The organism is Bradyrhizobium sp. SOJA106, assembly GCF_059448745.1.
Genome location: NZ_CM182549.1, coordinates 5,916,029 through 5,938,009, shown reverse-complemented (window position 1 = coordinate 5,938,009; position 21,981 = coordinate 5,916,029). Strand labels below are relative to the sequence as shown.

Genomic DNA, 21,981 nt, shown 5'->3' with positions numbered 1-21,981 from the left:
TCCCGGGCATCCACGTTCTTCATGCCATGGGTAAGACGTGGATGGCCGGGACAGCCCGGCCCATGACGCTGTGGAAATAGGGCGGCGGAGGCCCGCCGGTTATGCATGGGAGAGGCCTTTAGGAGAGGGGACAAGCCGGTCAAATGGTGCTATTCGGCGGCCACCAAAATCAAGGCTAGACCGGGAAGGACGCCGATGACCGTGCATACTGGAAGGCATTTCCTACAGATTCCAGGACCGACCAACGTGCCTGACCGCGTGCTGCGGGCGATGGACATGCCGACGCTGGATCATCGCGGTCCGGAGTTCGCCGAGCTCGGTTTCGCCGTCCTCGCCGCAATGCAACGCGTGTTCCGCACCAAGCAGCCCGTCATCATCTTCCCCTCGTCCGGCACCGGCGCCTGGGAAGCGGCGATGGTCAACGTGTTCGCCCCCGGCGACAAGGTCTTGATGTGCGAGACCGGCCAGTTCGCCGTGCTGTGGCGCGGCATCGCCGACAAGTTCAAGCTCAACGTCGACTTCATCCCGAGCGACTGGCGCCATGGCGCCGACCTCGCCGAGATCGAGACGCGTCTTGCCGCTGACAAGCAGCACAAGATCAAGGCGGTCTGCGTCGTGCACAACGAGACCTCGACCGGTTGCGTGACGCCGCCTCTGGAGGTGCGCAAGATCCTCGACCGGGTGAAGCACCCGGCGCTGCTGATGGTCGACACCATTTCCGGCCTCGGCTCGATGGAATACGAGCACGACGCCTGGGGCATCGACGTCTCGGTCGCGGGCTCGCAGAAGGGCCTGATGCTGCCGCCGGGCCTCGGCTTCAACGCGGTCTCGGAGAAGGCGCTCAACGTCGCCAAGGCCAATCCGGGCATGCGCTCCTATTGGGACTGGCAGGAGGTCATCAGCTTCAACAAGCTCGGCACCTTCCCCTACACCCCCGCGACCAATCTGCTCTATGGCCTGCGCGAAGCGGTGAAGATGCTGGAGGAGGAGGGCCTCGAGAACGTCTGGGCCCGCCACAAGCGTCACAGCGCGGCGACGCGCGCTGCGGTCAAGGTCTGGGGCCTCGAGACGCAGTGCGCCGATCCCGCCGCGCATTCGCCGGCGCTGACCGGCGTGCGCGTGCCGGAAGGGTTCGACGCCGACGCCTTCCGCAAGGTGGTGCTGGAGAATTTCGACATGTCGCTCGGCACCGGCCTCAACAAGGTCAAGGGCAAGGTGTTCCGCATCGGCCATATCGGCCATTTCAACGATCTGATGCTGATGGGCACGCTTGCCGGCGTCGAGATGGGCCTCGACCTTGCAAAGATCCCACACCGGAGCGGCGGCGTGCTGGCGGCCATGGACGTCCTGAAGGGACGCGATGTGGTGCCGATGACCAAGGCTCAGGTGGCTTAAGGTTCAGGCAGCCTGAACCATATTTAAGAAAGTGAGCGCGCGATGAACCTACCTGCGACTGCCAACGAAGACCTGCTCTACTCCGTCACCGACGGCATCGCGCGGATCACCTTCAACCGCCCCCAGGCGCGCAACGCCATGACCTTCGCCATGTATGACCGCATGGCGGAGATTTGCCAGGAGATCAACGTCGATCGTTCGATCAAGGCGCTGATTTTGACCGGCGCCGGCGACAAGGCCTTTGCCTCCGGCACCGATATTTCCCAGTTTCGTGCGTTCAAGTCCGCGCAGGACGCGCTCGACTACGAGGCCCGTATCGACCGCGTGCTCGGCACATTGGAGCAATGCCGCGTGCCGGTGATCGCGGCGATTGCCGGCGCCTGCACCGGCGGCGGCGCCGGGATCGCGGCCTGCTGCGATCTCCGTATCGGCACCGAGACGACGCGGATAGGCTTTCCGATCGCGCGCACGCTCGGCAATTGCCTGTCGATGTCCAACATCAGCCGCGTCGTCGCGCTGGTGGGACCGGCCCGCACCAAGGATCTGATCTTTAGGGCGCGCCTCGTCGAGGCGCCGGAAGCGCTCGCGCTCGGCCTGCTCAACGAGGTTGTGCCCGACGTCGAGACGCTTCAGCGGCGCGCCGACGAGACCGCCAAGCTCGTTGCCAGCCACGCGCCGCTCACGCTGGAAGCGACCAAGGAAGCGGTGCGCCGCATCCGCCGCACGCTGTCGCGCGAAGAGGGCGAGGATCTGATCCTCAAGGCCTATATGAGCGAGGACTTCCGCGAGGGCATGGACGCCTTCCTCAACAAGCGCACGCCGGTCTGGAAGGGCAAATAGCGCGCCTCCCGCGCAATCTTGCGCCGCCCGATGTGCGGCGTCGTGACGTCGGCATCACCGTATCGCGGGCAAGGTGCAGCATTGCATCACGAGGCGTAGGGATTCTGTCATGTGTTCGGAATAGCCTGCGACCGCATGATAGGCGAGGATGCTGCATGATGAGGAAGATGGGGGCCGATCAGGCTGCGAGCATAGGGCGGCGGCCGCTGCGACACATGCTCATGTCGCTCGGCGTCGCCGGCTGGCTGCTTGTGGGTGTCGCCGGTGCCCACGCCCAGTCGTTCCGCCAGGGCGTCGTCGCGTTCCAGCGCCAGGACTATGTCACAGCCTCCCGCATCTTCATTCCGCTCGCCGAGCGCGGCAATGCGCCGGCGCAAACCTATCTCGGCTTCCTGTTCGAGACCGGCCGCGGCGTGCCGATGAACTACTCGGAAGCCGCCATGTGGTACCGTCGCGCGGCGGAGCAGGGCGACAGCCGCGCCCAATACTCCCTCGGCCTGCTCTATGACCGCGGCCAGGGCGTGCCGCAGGACATCGTCGAGGCCTCCAAATGGCTCAACCTGTCTACGGCCGCCGCGCCGCCGCCGGTGCGTGAATCCCGGGCCCGGATCCGCGATGCCGTCACCACCAAGATGACGCGCGGAGAGATCGCGCAGGCCCGGTTGCGGGCGCTGGAATGGGTGCCGAGCCGCGAGCACTGATCGCGGATATTCCCCCTGGCGCGCGGTGGCCATGGTGACATTGTGCCAGTGTTTTGCCCGACGTGTCAAATTTTTTTCGTAGAATCCGAACGCGCCCCCGAGGGCCGCTAGGTCATTGATAAAGCTGTCCCCGTCTACTGTGCATGGGGTTGTTTCGAACTTTTGTACGGGCCGGCGGCCAATGGCGGTTGTCACACCTTAGTCCGGCCCGCCGCCGAGCCAGTTCACATACCAGGTCTCGCCCAGCCAACCGATCCAGATCGCCGGCGCCAGGAACAGCCCGAACGGCAGGAAGGCGCTCGCGCGCAGCCGCTTCCTTTGCAGCGCGGCGTTGCCGACATAGGCGCCGATCGCGAGCAGCGCCGCAAGCTCGATCACCACAATCACGGTGGCAAGATCGAGCCAGGCTCCGCACACCGCCGCAAGCTTGACGTCGCCGAGCCCGAGCCCGTCGCGGCCGCGCCAGTAGCGGTAGACCAGCATCAGCAGCAGCAGCGGCAGCGCGACCGCCGCGGCGCGTGCCAGCGGCCAGAGCAATGCCTCGATCCCGATGTCGATCACGAAGGCGCCGGCGCGCAGCAGGGCGAGGGCGAAAGCCGCGCCCGTCAGCTCGTTCGGAATGAGGTAATGGCGGGCGTCGTTCGCCGCGATCGCCAGCATCAGCGCGGCCAGGAAGGCGCCGTAGAGGCCTTCCGCGCCCGGCGCGGTGACGAGGCTCGCGAACACGCCCAGCAGCAGAGCGATGGCGAGTGCGAGCGAAGGGCCCATCTCGTCGTCCGCCACCTGATCCGTCACGGTTGTGGTCTGGGCATGATCTCCGCGCAAACGCGTTCCGCGTTTGTCGCGAGGGAAAGCCGCGGCGCGCTTGCCCGGATCATGCGCTAGCGTGCCGCCTTGGGCGGGTTCACGGTGACCACGGGATTGCTGGTCCCGACCAGGCGACTGTTCATCTTGGTGCGCATCTCCTCGGCGATGACATGCGCATCGACGCCGTCCTTGATCACGGTCGGCCGGATGAACAGGATCAGCTCGGTGCGGGCGCGCATGTTGGTCTGATGCGAGAAGGCATCGCCCATGCCAGGAATCGAATCGAGGATCGGAATGCCCTGGCGCTGCCTGTTCTCGGTCTCGCTGATCAGGCCGGCCAGCAGCACGGTCTGCCCGCTCGTCACCGCGATCGAGCTCTTGACCCGGCGCTGCGAGATCGTCGGCGTCAGCGAGTTGGCACTGCCGGCAGCGACGCTCGAGATCTCCTGCTCGATGTCGAGCACGACGTTGCCGTTGGCATTGGCGCGCGGCAGCACGCGCAGGATGATGCCGGTGTTCTTGTAGTCGATGGTGTTGACCACGGTGTTGTTGGCGGTCAGCACGGTCGCGGTGCCGGTCGAGAACGGCACCTGGTCGCCGACCTGCAAAGTCGCGGCCTGGTTGTCGAGCACCACCAGCGAGGGATTCGACAGCACCTTGACGTCGGTGACGTTATGCAGCGCATCGAGCACGACGCGTGGCGAGTTTTCCGAGCCGATCAGGAAATTGAAGCCAGGCAAAGCGCGCCCGAGCAGGGCGCCGGCGGCGGCGTTGACCGCGTTGCTCGTCGACTCTGTGTTGCTGCCGATCGTGGCGCTGGTGCTGATGCCCGAGATGGTGTTGGAGATCGAGCCCTTCTGGCTCGCCAGGAAGAACTGCACGCCGTAGTTCAGCTGATTGTTCAGCGTCACCTCGGCGATGGTTGCCTCGATCGCGATCTGGCGCTGCGGCCGGTCGATCTGGCGGATGGTCTGCTCGACGATGCGCTGCGCGTCCTGGTTGGCATAGACGAGCACGGCGTTGTTGGTGACGTCGGCGGTGATCCGCACGTTCTGGAGGATGCTGTTGGCGCCAGCCTTCGCACCGCCGCCGCCCGACAGTCCGCCGCCGAGGCCGGTGTCCTGCGCCGGCGTCACGGAGGCGGCCGGAGCGGGACGGCCGCTGAACGCCGAGCCGGTGGGGCCGCTGACCGGCGTGGTGGCGCCGGCAGCGGCGGTCGGCAATGCGCTCAGCGAGGCGACGGGATTGGTGGAGGACGACGTCGTCGTCGACGTGCCCGAGCCGGGCGAGATCTGGCTCGAGGCGCTGTCGAGCGTCGAGCTGCTCGCCGAGCCCTGGTTGAGCAGCATGTCGTTCAGCATCGCCACGATCACCTTGGAATTGCCGTAGCGCAGCGGATACGATTTCAGGTTCACCCCGTCGGTGTCGGAGCGGTCGAGCCGCGCGATCCATGTCTGCGCGCGCTTCAGATATTCCGGCTTCTGGCTCACCACGAGGATCGCATTGAGCCGTGCGATCGCCTGCAGCTTGATTACGTTCTGGCTCATTCCGCCTTCGCCGGAATCCATGATCTTCTCGATCTCGCTGATGACGGGCTCCGGCGCGGAATTGTGCACCGGGAAGATGCCGACGGATTGTCCGCGCATCCAGTCGGCATCGAAGGAGAGAATGGTGTCGACGGCTGTCGCCCGGTCGGAGCCGCTGCCGCTGACGATCAGCGTGTTGCGGGCGTTGTCGGGACGCATGGTCGAGGCCTTGACGCCGAAGGCGTCGAGCAGCTTGAAGATGTTCTGGGCCGAGACATAGCGCAGCGGCACCACCGAGATGCCCTGGCCTGCCGCGACGTTGGCGCGGTCGACGCCGCCGGGGCCTGCCTCCGGCGCCGGCAGCAGCCGATAGCCGGTGCGGTCGCGCACCATTGCTACGCCGGACATGCGCAGCGCGTTCTCCAGCACGTAGAGCGCATCCGCCTTGGGCACGGGGCGCACCGAGGCCAGCGTCACGGTCCCCTGCACGCGCGGGTCGATCGTATAGCCGACGTTCAATACGTCACCGAGAATGACTTTTGCGACAGTCGCCACCGGCGCGTTCTCGAAGCTGAGATCGTAGCCGCTGCCGCCGCCATCATCGCGCTCGGCCACAGCACTGCCCTGCGGCGTTGCATCATCCCCGAGATAGATCGCGGGCTTGGACGATTTCGACTGGCCGATGCCGCTTGCGCCGGTATCGGCAGGTTGCCGCGGCTGCAGGTCGAGCGAGCGGATCTTGTCGGCAATGTCCTGGGCGCGCGGATCTTTCGGATCGGCTTCGATGGATTGGTCGGCGGTGACGATGCAGGCGCCGAGCAGGAAAGCAGACGACAAGAGCATGAGCGCTCCAGGCAACGCTGTGCGGAGGCGCAAAAGCGGCTGGAGTAGTTTGAATGAAATATGACGAGTGCCGCTTCGAGTGGCCGAAAAATGTGTCTGATCCGTCATGGATCGTATGCGCCGAAATTTGCGTCGCTGCCATTTCTTGCTAGTAAACCTATCGTGGACTCCATGGTCGTGAGCAGGCCAGATGGACGTGTTGCCAAGAAGCGCGGTGCGGTGAAGGACATGCAAGACGTCGCGGTCGACACCTTCAAACAGCATCTTCTTGCAAAGCACGCGTTACCGTCACGTGCACTTGCGCACCCTGTTGGTCCGACAGATGCCCGATCCGGTCGGTCGCTTCGTGAGCTGTGGGAGAGAATGGAGCTTTCGTCAGCTGAATTTGCGGACGAGGTCTCGGAATATTTTCGGCTGCCGCGGCTGGGTCTTCCGCAGTTACTGTCAATCACGCCTTGCCTCGACGGCTTCTCACATAGATTCCTGCGGGAATCGACCTTATTTCCATTCCGCTCTTCGAGCGGAACTTATGGAATAGCGATTGCCGATCCTTTGGATGCCGCCGCCATCCGCGCCGCCGAGATTGTCTTCGGCACGCGGGTCGACATTGTCGTCGCGTCGTATGAAGATATTACGACAGCTCTCGACCAAAGGACCGGCGCAGCCGAAACAACTGCGGACGAAGGCGTTCGGCTGCAGCAGCAGTCCGATGATGACATCGAGAGCCTGCGCGATCTCGCCAGCGGCGCACCTGTGGTGCGCGCGCTCAACGATCTCCTGGAGCGCGCGGTGGACTTGCGTGCCAGCGACATCCATGTCGAGCCATTCCGCGCCGGGCTCACGGTGCGCATGCGCGTCGACGGCCTGCTACGCGCGCTGCCGTCGCCGCAAGGCATCCCGCCCCAAGCGCTGATCTCGCGCATCAAGATTCTCGCCAGCCTCAATATCGCCGAACGGCGCCTACCGCAGGACGGCGCCGCGCGCGTTCGCGTCGGGCGCAGCGAGATCGACGTTCGCGTCGCCACCATGCCGACGCAGCATGGCGAGAGCGCCGTCATCCGTCTCTTGCCGCGCGACCGCGGCCTCTTAGAGATGAGCAGGCTCGGGCTCGGCGCGCGCGACGAGGGCGCGATGACGCGGATGCTGGCGATGCCGCACGGCATGATCGTCATCACCGGGCCGACCGGCAGCGGCAAGACCACGACGCTTGCGACCATGCTGTCGATCCTGAACGAGCCGACACGCAAGATCCTCACCATCGAGGATCCCGTGGAGTACGAGATTCCGGGCATCAACCAGTCCCAGGTCAAGCCGTCGATCGGGCTGACCTTCGCCTCGGCCATGCGTGCCTTCGTGCGCCAGGACCCCGATGTGATTATGGTCGGCGAGGTCCGCGACGCCGAGACCGCTCATATCGCCATCCATGCCGCGCTGACCGGCCATCTCGTGCTGACGACGCTGCACACCGAGACGGCGGCCACGGCCGTGCCGCGCCTCATCGATCTCGGCATCGAGGGGTTTTTGCTGAAGTCCACCTTGCGCGCCGTGGTGGCGCAGCGCCTGGTGCGCATGCTCTGCGACCGCTGCAAGGTGCCGCACACGCTGACCGAGGCCGACCTTGCCAAGGACCCGCGCTTTGCGGTGATCGGTTTCAAGTGCGGCGAGGTCGTGCACGAGGCCGGCGGCTGCGAACGCTGCGGCGGCACTGGCTATCGCGGCCGCAGCGGCGTGTTCGAGATCCTCGAAATGTCCGACGAGGTGCGCGGGCTGATCGCGCCGCAGACTGACTCCCACTCCATCGATTCCGCTGCGATGCGTGGCGGCATGACCACGATGCTGGAAGATGCGGTCGCCAAATGCCGGGCCGGGCTCACCACCGTGCCCGAGGTCTTCCGTGTCACGACGGCGCGCTAGAACCCATGCCGAACTATCGCTACCGCGCGCTCAATGCCAACGGCGAACTGATCTCCGGCGCCATCGCCGCGTCCGCGCCGGGCGACGTCGGGCCGCGGATCGAGCGGCTTGGCCTCGTGCTGGTCGACAACGTCACGCCGGAGGAGGGCGGCGCGGGCGCCGGTGTCCTCAGCCTCTTCAACAGGCCGAAGCCGGAAGACGTCACCATCTTCACCCGCGACCTCGCGCTGCTGCTGCGCGCCGGCGCCCGCATCAACGACGGGTTGGAGTTGCTCGCGGCAGATCCCGATTTCGGCCGGCTGCGGCCGGTCGTGGCCGACATCCGTTCGCGGGTCGTCTCGGGCGAGAGCTTTGCCGAGGCGCTGGCGCGGCACGAGGTGCTGTTTCCGCCGATGTACATCGCGCTGGTCCGGGTCGGCGAAGCCTCGGGATCCCTGGATCAGGTGCTGGAGGTGGTGGCCGGCGAGCGCGCGCGCGGCGAGGCCCTGCGACGCCGGCTGTCGGATGCGATCCGCTATCCGATATTCGTGCTCGGTGCGGCCGGCTGCGTGCTGCTGTTCTTCCTCAGCTTCGTCTTGCCGCAGTTTGCCAGCGTGCTGCAGGATTTCGGTGCCAAGGTCGATCCGGTGGTCGGCCTCTTCCTCAACATTTCGACTTTCCTGCGCAGCAATTCCGATACGATGCTGGCCGGCCTTGCGGCGACGATCGCGGCCGTATGGCTGTTGCTGCGGCAGCAGCGGGTCCGCCGCGGCATCACCAATACGATCGTGCGGCTGCCGGCGATCCGCAACGTGATGAGCGCGTACCGCACGGCGCTGTTCTGCCGCAATCTCGGCCTGCTGCTCGGCAGCGGGGTCAATCTCACGACCACGCTGCGCATCCTGATCGACATGATGGCGACCACCGGACCATCCACGGTCTGGAGCGATGCCGCCGATCGCGTTCGCCATGGCTCCAAGCTTTCCGACGCGCTGGCCGAGACCGAGGCGCTGCCGGCGATGGCGATACGCATGCTCCGGCTCGGTGACGAGACCGGGCAGCTGCCGATGCTCTCGGGGCGCGTCGCCGAATTCTACGAAACGAAGTTGCAGCGAACGCTCGACCGTGCGGTCGGCATCGCGGGGCCGGCGGCGATCATCGCGATTTCGCTGGTGGTCGGTGGCCTGATCACGTCGGTGATGACGGCGCTGATGTCGGTGAGCCAGGTTGTCGGTTAGATCAGACAAAACGCGAGTAACGGGCAGGTAAGGGGAGAGATTTGAAGTGACAAAACACCCATCGTCAGGGCGCAGCCGGCGGCGCGCAGGCCGAGGCGAGGCCGGCTTCACGCTCGTCGAGATGCTGGTCGTCATCACCATCATCGGGATGATCATGGCGCTGGTCGGCCCGCGGGTGCTGAACTATCTCAGCGAGTCCAAGGCGAAGGCGGCGAAGATCCAGATCGAGAGCTTTTCCAGCGCGCTCGATCTCTATTACCTCGATCTCGGCCGCTATCCGACGTCGAACGAGGGCCTCACCGCGCTGACCCGCAGCAACAACCAGTCCGGCTGGAACGGGCCCTATTTGCGCGGCGGCATGGTGCCGAACGATCCTTGGGGCCACGTCTACGTCTATCGCTCGCCGGGCGCGAGCGCGCCTTACGAGATCATCTCGCTCGGATCGGACGGTCAGGAAGGCGGCAGTGGAACGGCAGCCGACATTGTCAGCGGCGCGCGCTGAGGGTCTCTTTGAGGCGCACGGCTTCGCGCTGATCGAGATCCTGTGCGTGCTTGCCATCATCGGCCTGCTCGCGGCGATCATCCTGCCGGCGGTCCCGCGCCCGACGACGCGCGCCAAGCTGGAGAGCTATGCGGTCGAGGCCGCGGCTCTGCTGAAAGCCGACCGCAACGCGGCGCTGCGCCGGCAGACCAGGGTGACGACCACGGTGGATGCCGAGGCGCGCGCGATCCGTTCCGGCGTCACCGGGCAAATCATCCGCCTGCCCCGCGACGTGGTCGTCGCGGCGACTCTGGCCTTGCGCTGTGCCGACAGGACGACGGGGCAGTCGATCGACTTCTTTCCGTCGGGCATGTCGTGCGGCGGCACGATCGCACTGGCGCGGCCCGGCATGGGTTATGAGGTGCGCGTCAACTGGCTGACCGGAGGCGTCGAGATTGTTCCGCAGAAGCAGCTCTGACGGCGCCGCCGGCTTCACTCTGATCGAGGCGCTGGTGGCGCTTGCGATCATCGTGGCCGTGCTCGGCACCATCGGGTCGGTCATCGCCACGACGGCGAAGGGCACGCGTTCGATCGACCAGCGCCTGGCGCTTGCCGGCACCGCCGAGCGGTTGCTCGCGGATCTGCCGCCGCGGGCCTTGCTCAAGCCGGGACAGCAGAGCGGCGAGCTGGCCGGCAGCCGCTGGCGCGTCGACATTGCGCCGATGAACGTGGCGGGCGATGATCCCGCCGCCAACCGCTTCGTGCCGATGGCCGTCAATCTGCGCCTCCAGCGCGCCGACGGAGCTGCGATCCAGATCACGACGGTGAAGCTGGTGCCGAGGGCCACACAATGAAGCGCCTGCGCCGCGCGCTGGACGACGAGGCGGGCTTCACCCTGCTCGAAGCGTTGCTCGCGACACTGCTGATGACGCTCATCCTGGCGGCGCTGGCGACGGTGACGGCGCAATGGCTGCCGAACTGGAACCGCGGCATCGCCCGGGTGCAGCGGGCCGAGCGTCTCGCGACCGGGCTCGACCGCATCGTCGCTGACTTGTCAGTCGCCGAGCAGATGACCGTGAACGGCGATGCCAAGGTGCCGCTGTTCGACGGCGCCGAATTGTCGGTGACCTTTCTGCGCACCGCGGTCGGCCCGAGCACGCGGCTGGGCCTCGAATTCATCCGCTTGATCGAGAAGGCGGACTCGCAGGGGCTAGCGCTGGTGCGCGAGCGCGGGCCGTTCCAGCCGATGCCGACCGACGGGCAGATCCGCTTCGTCGACCAGGTCGTGCTGGTCCGCGCGCCCTTTCGCGTGAGCTTCTCCTATGCCGGGCCGGATGGCCAGTGGCAGCCGACCTGGCGCGGCCAGCCGCAGCTGCCGGATCGCATCCGCATCACCGTGCGCAACAGCGCCACCGGGCAGGTGCTTGCGGTCTCGGGCGCGGTGATCCCGCGCATCACCGCGCCCGCCGAATGTGCGCGCGCCAAGAATCCTGCGACCTGCGTCGCGGCGCGCGGCGGGCCGCAACAGGCGCAGAAAGAGGAGCAGCAATTGTGAGCCGCCCGGCGCAGAATTGCGGAGAGCTGCGCGACTCCCGCGGCTTCATCGTCGTCGCGGTGCTCTGGATGCTGGCGGCGCTGGCGACGTTCGCGCTGATCTATCTGACCTATGTCACCAACACGGCCGCCACCGTCGCCGTCAACGTCGACCAGTTGCAGACCGATGCGCTGATCAATGCCGGGCTCGAGCTCACGGCCTACCGGCTCTCGGCGCAGAACGAAGCCGTGCGTCCAACCAGCGGCACCTTCAACGCTCGGGTCGGCGCCGGCCGGGTGAGCGTGACGTTCCGCTCGGAGGCCGCACGCGTCGATCTCAACATGGCGCCAAAGCCGATGCTGGCGGGCCTGATGACGGCGCTCGGCGTCTCCGCGAGCGACGCGCCGGTCTATGCCGACCGGATCCTCGCCTGGCGCACCTCGACGGAGGCCGGCCAGGACAATCCGGAGGATTCCTATTACCGCACGCTCGGCGCGCCCTATCTGCCGCGTCATGCGCCGTTTCCGCACAGTGACGAGCTCTGGCTCGTGCGCGGCATTCCGGCGGCCGTCATCGAGCGTGTGCTGCCCTTCGTCACCGTGTTCAGCAACATGCGCACGGTGAATTTGCTCGACGCCGCGCCTCAGGTGCTGGCGGCGCTGCCGGGCATGACGCCAGAGACCCTGCAACAGGTGCTGCGCGACCGCACCGACCCCAAGGTCGATCTGCGCTCCCTGGTCAGCCTCGCCGGCAGCGCCAATGCGACGACCGACGGCTCGCGGGCCTACCGGCTGACCGTCGTGGCCGAGGCGCCGTCGTATCGGCGCAACTCGGCCGAGATCGTCATCCTGCTTCTCGAAGGCGGCGATGAGCCGTATCGTGTATTGTCGTGGCACAACGCCTATGACGGCTCTGCCGGAAAGCCTCTGTGAGATGAGTTCGCTCGATTCCCTTCGCGCCATTCTCGATTCCTGGACCGGCACAGTGGCTGCTACGGTGGTTGCCGGCCTCGAGCGGATGGTGTCGCCGCGTGTGGTGCGGCTGGTCGAGACCGAGACCGGCGCTTTCGCGCTGGAGACGGCGAAACCGCAGAACGGTTCGAAGGAGATCGCGTTCGAGGACGGCGAGATCGCAAGTCCCAACTTGGCGCAGATCGTTCACGGCAGCCGCGTCGAGATCGTGCTGCGGCCGGCGCGCTTCCTGTTTCGTCCGCTGGAGCTGCCCGCACGCGCGGCCGATTTCCTCGAGGGCATCGTGCGGGCGCAGATCGACCGGCTGACGCCGTGGAGCGCGGGGGATGCCGTGTTCGGTTGCAGCACCCCGGTGGCGCATGGCAGCGAGAGCATCACCACCGAGATTGCGGCGGCTCCGCGCAAGCTGGCGATGAGCTATGTCGAGGCGGTCGCGCCCTTCCATCCGGCCGCGATCGCGGTCGCGACGCAGACGGCCGAGGGCGGACGCATCAAGGTGTTCGAGCAGCGATCGCGCGGCGCGGTCGACCCGGCCCGGCTGAGCCGGACGCTGCAACTGGTGCTGGCCTTCGCCGCCGCCGCCGCGGTGATCGGATCGGTGGCCGCAGGTTATCTCGCCGACAGTCTCAGCGCGCAGGAAAGCGAGCTCGAACGGCAGATCACCCAGCGCCGCGCTGCGCTGCGCGGCGCCGACGGCGGCGAGCGCTCGCCGCTCGCGCAGCTGGAACGTCGCAAATACGAGACGCCTGCGAGCGTGATCGTGCTGGAAACGCTCAGTCGGATATTACCTGATCATACCTATGTCACCGAGCTGCATCTGGCCGGCAACAAGCTCCAGATCGGCGGCATCACCCGCGATGCGCCCTCGCTGATCCCGCTGATCGAGCAGTCCCAGCATTTCACCCGCGCGACCTTCTACGCCCCGACGACGCGCAGCTCGTCCGATCCCGGCGAGCGCTTCCACATCGAGGCGCAGATCGAGCCGAGGAACGTGCCATGAGCAGCGCCAAGGTCGCCGGCGGAAATGCGGTCACGCGGGCGCTCGCAAGCTCGCCGCTGATCGCGGTCACGCTCTATGTTGCGGTGGCCGGCGGGCTGCTGCTGATGGCGGGACTGTCGATCGCCGACGTCATCGCCCACCGCCAGGCGCTGGCGCAGACCTCCGACCTGCTCGACGAGCTGCGCGGCCGCAAGGGCGGCGCCAAGAATGCCGCGGCAGCCTTGGCCGAGCATCCGGGCACTCCGTTTCTGGAAGGGCCGACGGTGACGGTCGCGGGTGCCAACCTGTTGCAACGGGTTGCAGCCGCAGTCGGCAATGTCGGTGGCTCGGTGCAGTCCTCGCAGGTCGACGTCACAGGCGCCCAGGTAAGGGATGGTTTCGTCGGTCTCGTCGTGAGCTGCGAGCTGGACCAGCCCGCGCTTCAGAAGGTGCTCTACGATCTCGAAGCCGGCATGCCGTTCCTCTACGTCGATCAGCTCGACGTCCAGGTGCCGCAAACCACTGCGCTGAACGAGGCCGGTACCGGCCGCGTCAGGGTGATCCTGGGTGTCTCCGGCCAGTGGCACGCCGGCAAATAGGGGCCTTGGCCGGCCGCCGGCTTCCGGTTCGATGCGGGTTGATGGCGCGGTGCATCGGAACTAGCTTGCTGGCACGAGCATGCCGCGAGCTTCCAAGGGAATTACGATGTCCGGGTGGCTGAGATCGACAGGATGGGCTGCGCTGTGCGCGGTGGCCGCATGGGCGGCTCAGGGCATCACCGAGGCTCCGGCCGCGACCTCGTCGCGCATGGATATCCTGTCCGACGATGCTGCGGGGAGCCCCGCTGAGAGCGTCGAGGTCGGCGCGATGCGCCCGATTGCGGGCCCGGCGCAGCCTGTCAGCAAACCGGTCCCCCGCGGCAATCCACTGTGGGCGGTGCCGTTCTCGGCGCTGACGGCCACCCAGGAGCGCCCAACCTTCTCGGCCTCGCGACGCCGCCGCCGCGCGCGGTTGCCGCCTCTCTGGTCGAGGCGGTGCAGGCACCGCCACCGCCCAAGCCGGCGGAGGCGCCACCGCCGCTGCTGCTGGTCGGGGCCGTGGTGGGCGAGGGGGATGCGATCGCGATCCTCGTCAACCGCACCGACAAGTCGATCGTGCGCCTGCGGCAGGGGGATACGCTGGGCGGCTGGTCGCTGATCTCGGTGCAGCCGCGCGAGGTGACGTTCAAGCAGGGCGACCACAGCGAGATGTACTTACTGCAGCGGAAGGTTGAACCCGCAAGTCCACCCGTTGAATAGCGTTCTGCCTGAACGGTGCGTTCCTCTGAGTTCTTTGACCGCATTGCAAAAGTCCATCTCGCCGCCATCTGTTGCGACCGCAGCAAGGCCCAGGTGATTGGTGGCAAAGTAGTTTGGGAAGCGGAGCGTCATCGAAAGCAGCTCTGCCATCCCTAGGCGACGCCGCGCCGTCCGAACCCGCTTGGCAGGGGCAAGCGAAGGAGCGGCAATCTCAATGGGATCGTGAGCCGTGCGATCATCGACTGCAGATTGGGTCGCGGCCGCGGACCGCTCGCGGAAGATCGATTCCAACCAGGCGCTTGCAATCCGTCTCATTCCAAAGTCATAAGCGCTGCGGCGCCAGCCCGGCTTGAACTGGCCGGTATTCGCCCGCACAATGCAATCCGCCAATACTTCGCGAATGACCAATCCGAACAAGAACATAGGCGAAAACTTGGGGAAGACGCGCGTGGGACATGGAATGAAGGCCGCCATCACGCTGGCGGCCGCGCTTTTCGGCTCGTCGGCCTTTGCCGGCTGGGAACCGACCAAACCGGTGGAGATCGTGGTGGCCGCGGGCGCCGGTGGTGCCTCGGATCAGATGGCGCGGATGATGCAGGCCGCGATCCAGAAGAACAATCTGATGAAGCAGCCGATGGTGGTCTCGCTCAAGGGCGGCGCGTCGGGCGCGGAAGCGCTGATGTACATGAAGTCGAGCGAGGGCGATCCGAACAAGGTGCTGATCGCCTATTCGCTGATTTACATGCTGCCGCTGTCGGCGAAGATTCCGTTCAATTGGCGTGAGCTGACCCCGGTCGCGGTGATTGCGCTCGACCAGTTCGTGCTGTGGGACAACAGCGCAGGCCCCAAGACCGTGAAGGAGTTCATCGAGGCTGCGAAGGCCGCGAACTCGCCCTTCAAGATGGGCGGCACCGGCTCCAAACGCGAGGACCACGTGCTGAGCGTGTTCCTGGAGCAGAAGACGGGCGCCAAGTTCTCCTATCTGCCCTACAAGTCCGGCGGCGAGGCCGCGACCCAGCTCGTCGGCAACCACACCGAAGCCAACGTCAACAATCCATCCGAAAATCTCGAAGTCTGGCGCGCAGGCCAGGTGCGTCCGCTCTGCGTGTTCGACAAGGAGCGCATCTCCTACACCAGCAAGGTGACGGACACGCAGTCCTGGGCCGACATCCCGACCTGCAAGGAGGAGGGCGTCGACGTGCAATATCTGATGCTCCGCGCGATGTTCCTGCCCGGCAAGGTCACGGCGGAGCAGCAGGCGTTCTATGTCGAGCTGTTCCACAAGGTGACGCAGACCGCCGAGTACAAGGACTACATGGAGAAGCAGGCGTTGAAGCCGATCTTCCTCACCGGCAAGGACATGGTGCAATTCCTCGAAGAGGACGATGCCCAGAACAAGGCACTGATGACGGAAGCCGGTTTCGTCGCGAAATAGCCGTCTCTTCTTCTGCCTCTTCCCGTTCTTACGGGAGAGGGTCGGGGGTTTAGGGCTCTCTCCACGAGTTCAACTCACCGTCCCTGCGGAGACTCCCCCTCACCCCAACCCTCTTAACTCGTCGTGGTCCCGCAGGCGCGGAGAGGGAGAATTGATCGCACTCCGTCCCTAACAGAGCATGTCCCAAACCGAACTTGAAATCGTGGTCGACGATCCGACCGCCCCTGAAGACGACTCCCCCTCGGTCGTCTCCTCCGGCACGATCGAGATCGTCGTCTGCCTGCTGCTGCTCGCGCTGGCCGTCACGCTCGGCTATGACAATTGGCGCACCGGCGCCTCCTGGGATGCGACCGGGCCCGAGCCCGGCTATTTCCCGTTCTATCTCTCCGTCATCCTCGGCGGCGGCAGCCTCTACGGCCTGGTCATGGCGCTGATCGCCCACCGCAAGACGTCCGAGAGCTTTGTGACGCGCGCGCAGGCGCGCCGCGTCATGGCGGTGTTCGTGCCGACGCTTCTGTTCTGCCTGGTGACGCAGTTTCTCGGCCTCTATGTCGCGAGCTTCCTCTTGATCGCCGGCTTCATGCGCCTTGTCGGCAAGATCGCGTTGTGGAAGTCGCTGCTCACCGCTTTCCTGTTCACGGCGATCATGTTCATCACCTTCGACATCGCCTTCGACGTCATCATGCCGAAAGGGCCGCTCGAAGCGGCCTTCGGCCACTAGGCGGTCCGCGATGGAAGCTCTCGGTCTCCTCCTTCACGGCTTCGCCGTCCTGCTGACGTGGAAGACGCTCGCGCTGATGATGGTCGGGCTCGTGCTCGGTATCTTCGTCGGTGTGCTGCCCGGTCTCGGTGGGCCCAACGGCGTTGCGATCCTGCTGCCGCTGACCTTCACGATGGATCCGACCTCGGCGATCGTGATGCTGTCCTGCATCTACTGGGGCGCGCTGTTCGGCGGCGCGATCACCTCGATCCTGTTCAACATCCCCGGCGAGGCCTGGTCGGTCGCGACCACCTTCGACGGCTATCCGATGGCGCAGCAGGGCAGGGCGGCGCAGGCGCTGACCGCAGCGTTCACCTCCTCCTTCATCGGCTCGCTGGTCGCGGTGCTCCTGATCACCTTCCTCGCGCCGATGATCTCGTCCTTTGCGCTGAAGTTCGGCCCGCCCGAGTTCTTTGCGGTGTATCTGCTCACCTTCTGCTCGTTCGTCGGGCTCGGCCGTGAAGCCAAGCACAAGACGGTCATCTCGATGGCGCTGGGCCTCCTGCTTGCCGGCATCGGCATGGACACCGTGTCGGGCAATCTCCGCATGACCTTCGGCTCGTCCGAGCTGCTCCGCGGCATCAACTTCCTCGTCGCCGTCATCGGCCTGTTCGGCATCAGCGAGATCCTGCTGACGATGGAGGAGCGCCTCGCGCTGCGCGGCCACGCCGCGAGCATCTCGCTCCGCGTGGTGCTCGGCGTCTGGAAGGACCTGCCGAAATATTGGGTGACGCTGCTGCGCTCCTCCTTCATCGGCTGCTGGCTCGGGATCACGCCGGGCGGCGCGATCGCGGCGTCCTTCATGGGCTACAACCTGGCAAAACGCTTCGCCAAAGAGCCGGAGAGCTTTGGCAGGGGCCGCATCGAGGGCGTGTTCGCGCCGGAGACGGCGGCGCATGCCTCCGGCACCTCGGCACTGCTGCCGATGCTGGCGCTCGGCATTCCCGGGTCTGGCACGGCCGCGATCCTGCTCGGCGGCCTGATGGTGTGGGGACTCAATCCGGGCCCGCTGCTGTTCGTCGAGCACAAGGATTTCGTCTGGGGCCTGATCGCCTCGATGTATCTCGGCAATGTCGTGGGCCTCATGCTGGTGCTGACGACGGTGCCGATCTTCGCCTCGATCCTGCGCGTGCCGTTCGCGGCGGTGGCGCCGATGATCGTGGTGTCCTGCGCGATCGGCGCCTATGCGATCCAGAATGCGATGTTCGACATCTGGCTGATGCTCGGCTTCGGCGTCGTCGGCTATGTCTTCAAGAAGATCGGCGTCCCCTTGGCGCCGTTCACGCTGGCGCTGGTGCTCGGCAACCGCGCCGAGGATGCCTTCCGCCTGTCGATGATCGGCTCCGGGGGAACTCTGAAGGTGTTCTGGTCAAATAGCCTCGTCGGCTCGATCACGACACTGGCGATCGTGCTGCTGTTCTGGCCTGTGATCGACGGTCTGCTGGGGCGAGCAGGCTTGATGCGAAAGCCGGCCTCCGCAAGCTGAGCCGCGGCACGCGACCGCGACACATAGGTACGGCTGGAGCGTCGATCCCGCGGATTGCAACGGGGGTGACGTCGAATGGGCTGGGTTACCCGCAGCAACAGAAAAGCCGCGGCTAGGTGGGGGCTCTTTCGCGCTCGACAGTGAGATCAGTACTTCGCAACCGGGCCTTGCAGCCGCTTGCGTGAGAGGTCAGCCGCGCCCGCAAGACTCCGGCGAGGAGGTTACGCCGCTGAACCGCCTGAGGATCGGGGCAGCCGGGACCTCTTGGGCTGAGGGGCTCAGCCTCGGTTCGGTGGCATCAAGCCTCCTGCTTACACCACCCTGGCGGCTCGGAGGCTTGCGATCTCGTCCGCACTGAGGCCGAATTCCTTCAGCACCTCGTCGGTCTGCTCGCCGAATTCCGGCGGGCGCGCCACCATCCTGCTCGGCGTGCGCGACAGCGTCACGGGCTGGCCGACCAGGCGGATGTGGCGGCCCTCGTCGTTCGGCACGCCCTGCGCGATGCCGAGATGCTTGACCTGGGCGTCCTCGAACATCTGGTCGATCGCGTAGATCGGCCCGCAGGGCACCCCGGCCTCGTTGAGTTCCCGGACCCAGGTCTCGGTCGACTTCGTCACCGTGCGCTTCTCGATCTCGGCGTTGAGCGCGTCGCGGTTCTTGGAGCGGGCAGGGGCCGTTGCATAGTCGGGATGGCTATAGAGCTCCGGTGCGCCGATCGCCTGGGCGCAACGTTCCCAGATCCGGCCGCCGGTCGTGGCGATGTTGATGTAGCCGTCAGAGGTCTTGAACACGCCGGTCGGGATGCTGGTCGGATGATTGTTACCGGCCTGCTTGGCGACCTCCTTCTCCATCAGCCAGCGCGCAGCCTGGAAGTCGAGCATAAAGATCTGGGCCTGCAGCAGCGAGGTCTGCACCCACTGGCCCTTGCCCGAGACCTCGCGCTCGAGCAACGCGGTGAGGATGCCCATGGCGCAGAACAGGCCGGCGGTGAGGTCTGCGACGGGAATGCCGACCCGCATCGGGCCTCCGCCCGGCGCGCCGGTGATCGACATCAGCCCGCCCATCCCCTGCGCGATCTGATCGAAGCCCGGCCGCTTGTGGTAGGGGCCGTCCTGACCGAAACCGGAGATGCTGCCATAGACGATGCGCGGGTTGACCTCGCGCAGGCTCTCATAGTCGATGCCGAGCTTCTTCTTCACGTCGGGCCGGAAGTTCTCGACCACGACGTCGGCCTTGGCGGCGAGACGCTTGAACAGGCCGAGCCCGCGCTCGTCCTTCAGGTTCAGCGTCATGGCCCGCTTGTTGCGGTGCAAATTCTGGAAGTCCGAGCCGCGCCGCGGCCCGCCAGGCTGTTCGCCGCCGGCATCCTCGGTCAGCGCGTCGATCTTGATGACATTGGCGCCCCAATCCGCGAGCTGCCGCACGCAGGTTGGCCCGGACCGGACGCGGGTCAGATCGAGCACTGTGAAGCGCGACAGGGCGTCCGAGGCATGCGGAAAGGGCATCGTGAAAGGCTCCGGGAACGGATTGCGGAGCCACCATAGTGACGAAACATCATGCGGCAAGCCCGGTCTGGCGCCGAGGCGACCTGCCGAAATGCGATGTCTCGGAGATCAGCGTGACAGGCGCTTCAGCTCGGCGCGCGCCTGCTCGGCCAGCCGGTCATCCCCATGGCGCGCGATGCGGAGCTCGAACGCCTCCCGAGTTCCCTGCCGCCGGGCGGCTTCGTACTCCTCCCTCACGGGGAGCGATCCTTCGTCCTCGGACCGCGAGACTACACTGTCGGACGAAGACTGCCCTCGCTCTCAAGCTAATCTGTCCGGCCCGCCAACGTCTGGGGCTCGGCCAGGGAGGCGAACAGCGCCTCGTTCAGCAATTGTCCTGCAGCCGCCCGTTGAGCTCGCGATGTAGGTTGGCTCGCCCGGCGATTGTCGTGCTCTTGCCTAGGCTCTGCTAAGTCAGCGCGCCGCGGCCCAAAGTCTCCGTCCACCGACAGTCTCGCCGATGAGCTAGCGCCTTTCACTGCAATGCCCTTTCGCTGGAAAGAGTCAACCGCCAATTCGCCCCAGCGCTGGTCCAATCCGTCTTCGACCACCCCTCGACTTTCGCGGCATCGGCTGCTAGCCCGTCTCGAATAATGACGGGGTTTTGCCTTGATCACAGAGGCTCTGGCACGTGGCGAAGCGATGATCGAGTGGCTTGCATGACCTCGAGACAAAATCAGCCCGATCTGCTGGGTAACTCGGCGTGGAACGCGATGGCCTTCGTGGTGGCGGTGGTGCTCAATCTGGCCATCCTGCCCTTCGTCATCCATCGCCTTGGCCTCGCCGCATTCGGCGTCGCCGGTCTCGTCACTTCCTGCATTGCACCTGCGCTGGTCTTTAGCAACGCGCTCGGAATGTCGACGGCGCGGGAGCTCGCGCAGCGATTGACGCCGCTCGATCGCGATGACGCGCGGCGGCTGTTTTCGACCGCGGTGATGCTCGCACTCGGCGCCGGAAGCTTGATTGCGCTGTGCTTCGTCGTCGCCGGACCCCCGTTCGCACGGCTTGCATTTCGTCTGGGCAGTCCGGCTGCCGATGACCTCGGATTGGCATTCGCGCTGGCCGCCTGCGGCTGGTGGTGCCAGAGCGTATCGGCGATCTTCCTTGCGCTATTCACCGCGCGGCAGGACTACCGGCGGCTTGCCGCGATCGGCATCGTCAGCACAGTGGTTGCGACCGTGTCGATGTTGCTCCTGATCCCACGCGCGCCGCATGCGTCGACCTTCCTTGGTTGCCAGGCGCTCGGCTTCGCGCTCGGACTGCTGGCGGCGCTGGCCTGGTCCCGCGGCTCAATCGGCGAGTGGCTGGCAGGGCCCGCGCTTCATCGCGATGCGCTCGGCAGGCTGGTCAGGCTGGGGAGTTGGCAGGTTGCTGCGCAGGGCGGCGCGCTGTTTGCCGCGCAAGCCGACCGGTATCTGCTCGGTGCGCTGTTGCCGCCGCAGTTCGTCGGCTTCTACGGCGTCGCGCAGCGTCTCGAGGAGGCGATGTATATCGGTATCCTGAAGATCGGCGAAATCCTGTTCCCATTCTTCAGCACGCTGCAGAAGGAGGCCGAGGGTCGCAAAGTCGATCTGTTGTTCCGGTCGTCATGGATCCTCAACGTGCTTGCTGCAAGCGCGCTCGGCGGATTGATCCCGGCGGCCGGCGCGCTGCTGCATGTCTGGACCGGCGCCGAAGTCGCCGCCGAGGCCGAGCGCGTGCTCGTCGTCCTGTCGATCGCTGGAATACTCGGATCGAGCGCGAACGTCTTCGGGTTCTATCTGCTGGCACAGGGACGATCGCGCTCCAACGCCGTGATCGCGCTGCTTACCGGGATCTTTACCCTCGCAACCAGCGCGGTCGCCCTGCCGCATTTCGGATGGGTGGCTGCGGGCTGGAGCGCCTGCGTGGGCATGATCGCGCAGATGGCGACCATCGTCATCTTGTTGCGCCGGAGCTTCAATCTCGATGACATGGGGTCGCGTGTGCTGCACTTCGTGCTGATGCCGCTTGGGGCCGGGATCGCGACCGCACTCGTGCTGCGCTATGTTCTTGAACGGGTGGCGCCGGATCTCGGGCCGTCCTGGTGGTCGGTCGTGGTCGTCGGCGCGTTGTCTGCGGCGACGATCCTTGCCGTTGCGGTCGCTGCGTCGCAGCTTGGTCCATATCGGACAGTCTGCCGGCGCGACCTGCGTGCCATTGTCGGCCGCTTCCTGCCACTTGGGGCCGCCTAGGAGATGTGCGGAATCGCGGGCATCATCAATTTGCGCG

General features: G+C 66.0%; 22 protein-coding genes. 17 read left to right on the top strand and 5 right to left on the bottom strand.

Annotated features, from left to right (window positions below; genetic code table 11):
• Nucleotides 1-195: 195 nt before the first annotated feature.
• From AC5V87_RS27920 to AC5V87_RS27910, 3 genes are all read left to right on the top strand, one after another.
• The gene (locus AC5V87_RS27920; RefSeq protein ID WP_495368364.1) at nt 196-1,395 is read left to right on the top strand and encodes a pyridoxal-phosphate-dependent aminotransferase family protein; all 1,200 of its coding nucleotides are present in this window, start codon (nt 196-198) and stop codon (nt 1,393-1,395) included.
• A 42-nt stretch (nt 1,396-1,437) separates the two neighbouring features.
• Nucleotides 1,438-2,235: an enoyl-CoA hydratase/isomerase family protein gene (locus AC5V87_RS27915; RefSeq protein ID WP_495368363.1), complete on the top strand. Its 798-nt coding sequence runs from the start codon at nt 1,438-1,440 to the stop codon at nt 2,233-2,235.
• 155 nt (nt 2,236-2,390) lie between these two features.
• Complete coding sequence (locus tag AC5V87_RS27910; protein ID WP_495368362.1) at nt 2,391-2,936, top strand: tetratricopeptide repeat protein; 546 nt, start codon at nt 2,391-2,393, stop codon at nt 2,934-2,936.
• Between the two features lie 198 nt (nt 2,937-3,134).
• On the opposite strand, the gene AC5V87_RS27905 is transcribed toward AC5V87_RS27910, so the two are convergent.
• Both AC5V87_RS27905 and gspD read right to left on the bottom strand, forming a co-directional pair.
• Complete coding sequence (locus AC5V87_RS27905; RefSeq protein ID WP_495368361.1) at nt 3,135-3,731, bottom strand: prepilin peptidase; 597 nt, start codon at nt 3,729-3,731, stop codon at nt 3,135-3,137.
• 86 nt (nt 3,732-3,817) lie between these two features.
• The gene (gene gspD / locus AC5V87_RS27900; RefSeq protein ID WP_495368360.1) at nt 3,818-6,112 is read right to left on the bottom strand and encodes a type II secretion system secretin GspD; all 2,295 of its coding nucleotides are present in this window, start codon (nt 6,110-6,112) and stop codon (nt 3,818-3,820) included.
• A 228-nt stretch (nt 6,113-6,340) separates the two neighbouring features.
• Between gspD and AC5V87_RS27895 the strand changes: the two genes are divergently transcribed.
• From AC5V87_RS27895 to AC5V87_RS27850, 10 genes are all read left to right on the top strand, one after another.
• On the top strand, nt 6,341-8,026 hold the full coding sequence (locus AC5V87_RS27895; RefSeq protein ID WP_495371950.1) for a GspE/PulE family protein: 1,686 nt from the start codon (nt 6,341-6,343) through the stop codon (nt 8,024-8,026).
• 5 nt (nt 8,027-8,031) lie between these two features.
• Complete coding sequence (locus AC5V87_RS27890) at nt 8,032-9,243, top strand: type II secretion system F family protein (protein ID WP_495368359.1); 1,212 nt, start codon at nt 8,032-8,034, stop codon at nt 9,241-9,243.
• A 46-nt stretch (nt 9,244-9,289) separates the two neighbouring features.
• Nucleotides 9,290-9,745, top strand: coding sequence for a type II secretion system major pseudopilin GspG (gspG, locus tag AC5V87_RS27885; protein WP_456837199.1), 456 nt, complete (start codon nt 9,290-9,292; stop codon nt 9,743-9,745).
• On the top strand, nt 9,708-10,202 hold the full coding sequence (locus AC5V87_RS27880; RefSeq protein ID WP_495368358.1) for a prepilin-type N-terminal cleavage/methylation domain-containing protein: 495 nt from the start codon (nt 9,708-9,710) through the stop codon (nt 10,200-10,202). Before gspG ends, AC5V87_RS27880 begins: the two co-directional genes overlap by 38 nt.
• Nucleotides 10,180-10,578: a type IV pilus modification PilV family protein gene (locus AC5V87_RS27875; RefSeq protein WP_495368357.1), complete on the top strand. Its 399-nt coding sequence runs from the start codon at nt 10,180-10,182 to the stop codon at nt 10,576-10,578. The genes AC5V87_RS27880 and AC5V87_RS27875 overlap by 23 nt, the downstream gene beginning before the upstream one ends.
• Nucleotides 10,575-11,279, top strand: coding sequence for a hypothetical protein (locus AC5V87_RS27870; RefSeq protein ID WP_495368356.1), 705 nt, complete (start codon nt 10,575-10,577; stop codon nt 11,277-11,279). Before AC5V87_RS27875 ends, AC5V87_RS27870 begins: the two co-directional genes overlap by 4 nt.
• Nucleotides 11,276-12,190, top strand: a complete 915-nt coding sequence (locus AC5V87_RS27865; protein WP_495368355.1) for a type II secretion system minor pseudopilin — start codon at nt 11,276-11,278, stop codon at nt 12,188-12,190. Before AC5V87_RS27870 ends, AC5V87_RS27865 begins: the two co-directional genes overlap by 4 nt.
• Before the next feature lies 1 nt (nt 12,191).
• Nucleotides 12,192-13,229: a PilN domain-containing protein gene (locus AC5V87_RS27860; RefSeq protein ID WP_495368354.1), complete on the top strand. Its 1,038-nt coding sequence runs from the start codon at nt 12,192-12,194 to the stop codon at nt 13,227-13,229.
• A complete protein-coding gene (gene gspM / locus AC5V87_RS27855; protein ID WP_495368353.1) occupies nt 13,226-13,807 on the top strand; it encodes a type II secretion system protein GspM in 582 nt (193 codons plus the stop codon). Before AC5V87_RS27860 ends, gspM begins: the two co-directional genes overlap by 4 nt.
• A 330-nt stretch (nt 13,808-14,137) precedes the next feature.
• Nucleotides 14,138-14,506, top strand: coding sequence for a hypothetical protein (locus AC5V87_RS27850; protein ID WP_495368352.1), 369 nt, complete (start codon nt 14,138-14,140; stop codon nt 14,504-14,506).
• Here the strand turns inward: AC5V87_RS27850 and AC5V87_RS27845 are convergent.
• Nucleotides 14,462-14,980, bottom strand: coding sequence for a hypothetical protein (locus tag AC5V87_RS27845; protein ID WP_495368351.1), 519 nt, complete (start codon nt 14,978-14,980; stop codon nt 14,462-14,464). The two genes, AC5V87_RS27850 and AC5V87_RS27845, sit on opposite strands and share 45 nt — an antisense overlap.
• On the opposite strand from AC5V87_RS27845, the gene AC5V87_RS27840 reads away from it, so the two are divergent.
• The 3 genes from AC5V87_RS27840 to AC5V87_RS27830 all read left to right on the top strand — a co-directional run bounded on the left by AC5V87_RS27840 (nt 14,967) and on the right by AC5V87_RS27830 (nt 18,187).
• Nucleotides 14,967-15,941, top strand: coding sequence for a Bug family tripartite tricarboxylate transporter substrate binding protein (locus AC5V87_RS27840; protein WP_495368350.1), 975 nt, complete (start codon nt 14,967-14,969; stop codon nt 15,939-15,941). The two genes, AC5V87_RS27845 and AC5V87_RS27840, sit on opposite strands and share 14 nt — an antisense overlap.
• 178 nt (nt 15,942-16,119) lie before the next feature.
• Complete coding sequence (locus tag AC5V87_RS27835) at nt 16,120-16,662, top strand: tripartite tricarboxylate transporter TctB family protein (protein ID WP_495368349.1); 543 nt, start codon at nt 16,120-16,122, stop codon at nt 16,660-16,662.
• A 10-nt stretch (nt 16,663-16,672) separates the two neighbouring features.
• Nucleotides 16,673-18,187, top strand: a complete 1,515-nt coding sequence (locus AC5V87_RS27830) for a tripartite tricarboxylate transporter permease (protein ID WP_495368348.1) — start codon at nt 16,673-16,675, stop codon at nt 18,185-18,187.
• Nucleotides 18,188-18,498: 311 nt separating this feature from the next.
• Here AC5V87_RS27830 and AC5V87_RS27825 read toward each other — a convergent pair whose 3' ends face one another.
• Nucleotides 18,499-19,692 (bottom strand): CaiB/BaiF CoA transferase family protein, encoded by a 1,194-nt coding sequence (locus AC5V87_RS27825; protein WP_495368347.1) that lies wholly within the window; start codon nt 19,690-19,692, stop codon nt 18,499-18,501.
• A gap of 108 nt (nt 19,693-19,800) precedes the next feature.
• On the bottom strand, nt 19,801-19,929 hold the full coding sequence (locus AC5V87_RS27820) for a hypothetical protein (RefSeq protein ID WP_495368346.1): 129 nt from the start codon (nt 19,927-19,929) through the stop codon (nt 19,801-19,803).
• Nucleotides 19,930-20,390: 461 nt separating this feature from the next.
• Here AC5V87_RS27820 and AC5V87_RS27815 point away from each other — a divergent pair, with 461 nt between their 5' ends.
• Entirely contained in the window at nt 20,391-21,944 is a 1,554-nt protein-coding gene (locus tag AC5V87_RS27815; RefSeq protein WP_495368345.1) for a lipopolysaccharide biosynthesis protein, read from the top strand.
• Nucleotides 21,945-21,981 lie beyond the last annotated feature (37 nt).

What these genes read in the sequence shown, in the direction of transcription:
- AC5V87_RS27920 (WP_495368364.1), top strand. Translation starts at nt 196, where the DNA reads ATGACCGTGCATACTGGAAGGCATTTCCTACAGATTCCAGGACCGACC.
- AC5V87_RS27915 (WP_495368363.1), top strand. Translation starts at nt 1,438, where the DNA reads ATGAACCTACCTGCGACTGCCAACGAAGACCTGCTCTACTCCGTCACC.
- AC5V87_RS27910 (WP_495368362.1), top strand. Translation starts at nt 2,391, where the DNA reads ATGATGAGGAAGATGGGGGCCGATCAGGCTGCGAGCATAGGGCGGCGG.
- gspD (WP_495368360.1), bottom strand. Translation starts at nt 6,112, where the DNA reads ATGCTCTTGTCGTCTGCTTTCCTGCTCGGCGCCTGCATCGTCACCGCC.
- AC5V87_RS27895 (WP_495371950.1), top strand. Translation starts at nt 6,341, where the DNA reads ATGCAAGACGTCGCGGTCGACACCTTCAAACAGCATCTTCTTGCAAAG.
- AC5V87_RS27890 (WP_495368359.1), top strand. Translation starts at nt 8,032, where the DNA reads ATGCCGAACTATCGCTACCGCGCGCTCAATGCCAACGGCGAACTGATC.
- AC5V87_RS27870 (WP_495368356.1), top strand. Translation starts at nt 10,575, where the DNA reads ATGAAGCGCCTGCGCCGCGCGCTGGACGACGAGGCGGGCTTCACCCTG.
- AC5V87_RS27860 (WP_495368354.1), top strand. Translation starts at nt 12,192, where the DNA reads ATGAGTTCGCTCGATTCCCTTCGCGCCATTCTCGATTCCTGGACCGGC.
- gspM (WP_495368353.1), top strand. Translation starts at nt 13,226, where the DNA reads ATGAGCAGCGCCAAGGTCGCCGGCGGAAATGCGGTCACGCGGGCGCTC.
- AC5V87_RS27840 (WP_495368350.1), top strand. Translation starts at nt 14,967, where the DNA reads ATGAAGGCCGCCATCACGCTGGCGGCCGCGCTTTTCGGCTCGTCGGCC.
- AC5V87_RS27845 (WP_495368351.1), bottom strand. Translation starts at nt 14,980, where the DNA reads ATGGCGGCCTTCATTCCATGTCCCACGCGCGTCTTCCCCAAGTTTTCG.
- AC5V87_RS27835 (WP_495368349.1), top strand. Translation starts at nt 16,120, where the DNA reads ATGTCCCAAACCGAACTTGAAATCGTGGTCGACGATCCGACCGCCCCT.
- AC5V87_RS27830 (WP_495368348.1), top strand. Translation starts at nt 16,673, where the DNA reads ATGGAAGCTCTCGGTCTCCTCCTTCACGGCTTCGCCGTCCTGCTGACG.
- AC5V87_RS27825 (WP_495368347.1), bottom strand. Translation starts at nt 19,692, where the DNA reads ATGCCCTTTCCGCATGCCTCGGACGCCCTGTCGCGCTTCACAGTGCTC.
- AC5V87_RS27815 (WP_495368345.1), top strand. Translation starts at nt 20,391, where the DNA reads ATGACCTCGAGACAAAATCAGCCCGATCTGCTGGGTAACTCGGCGTGG.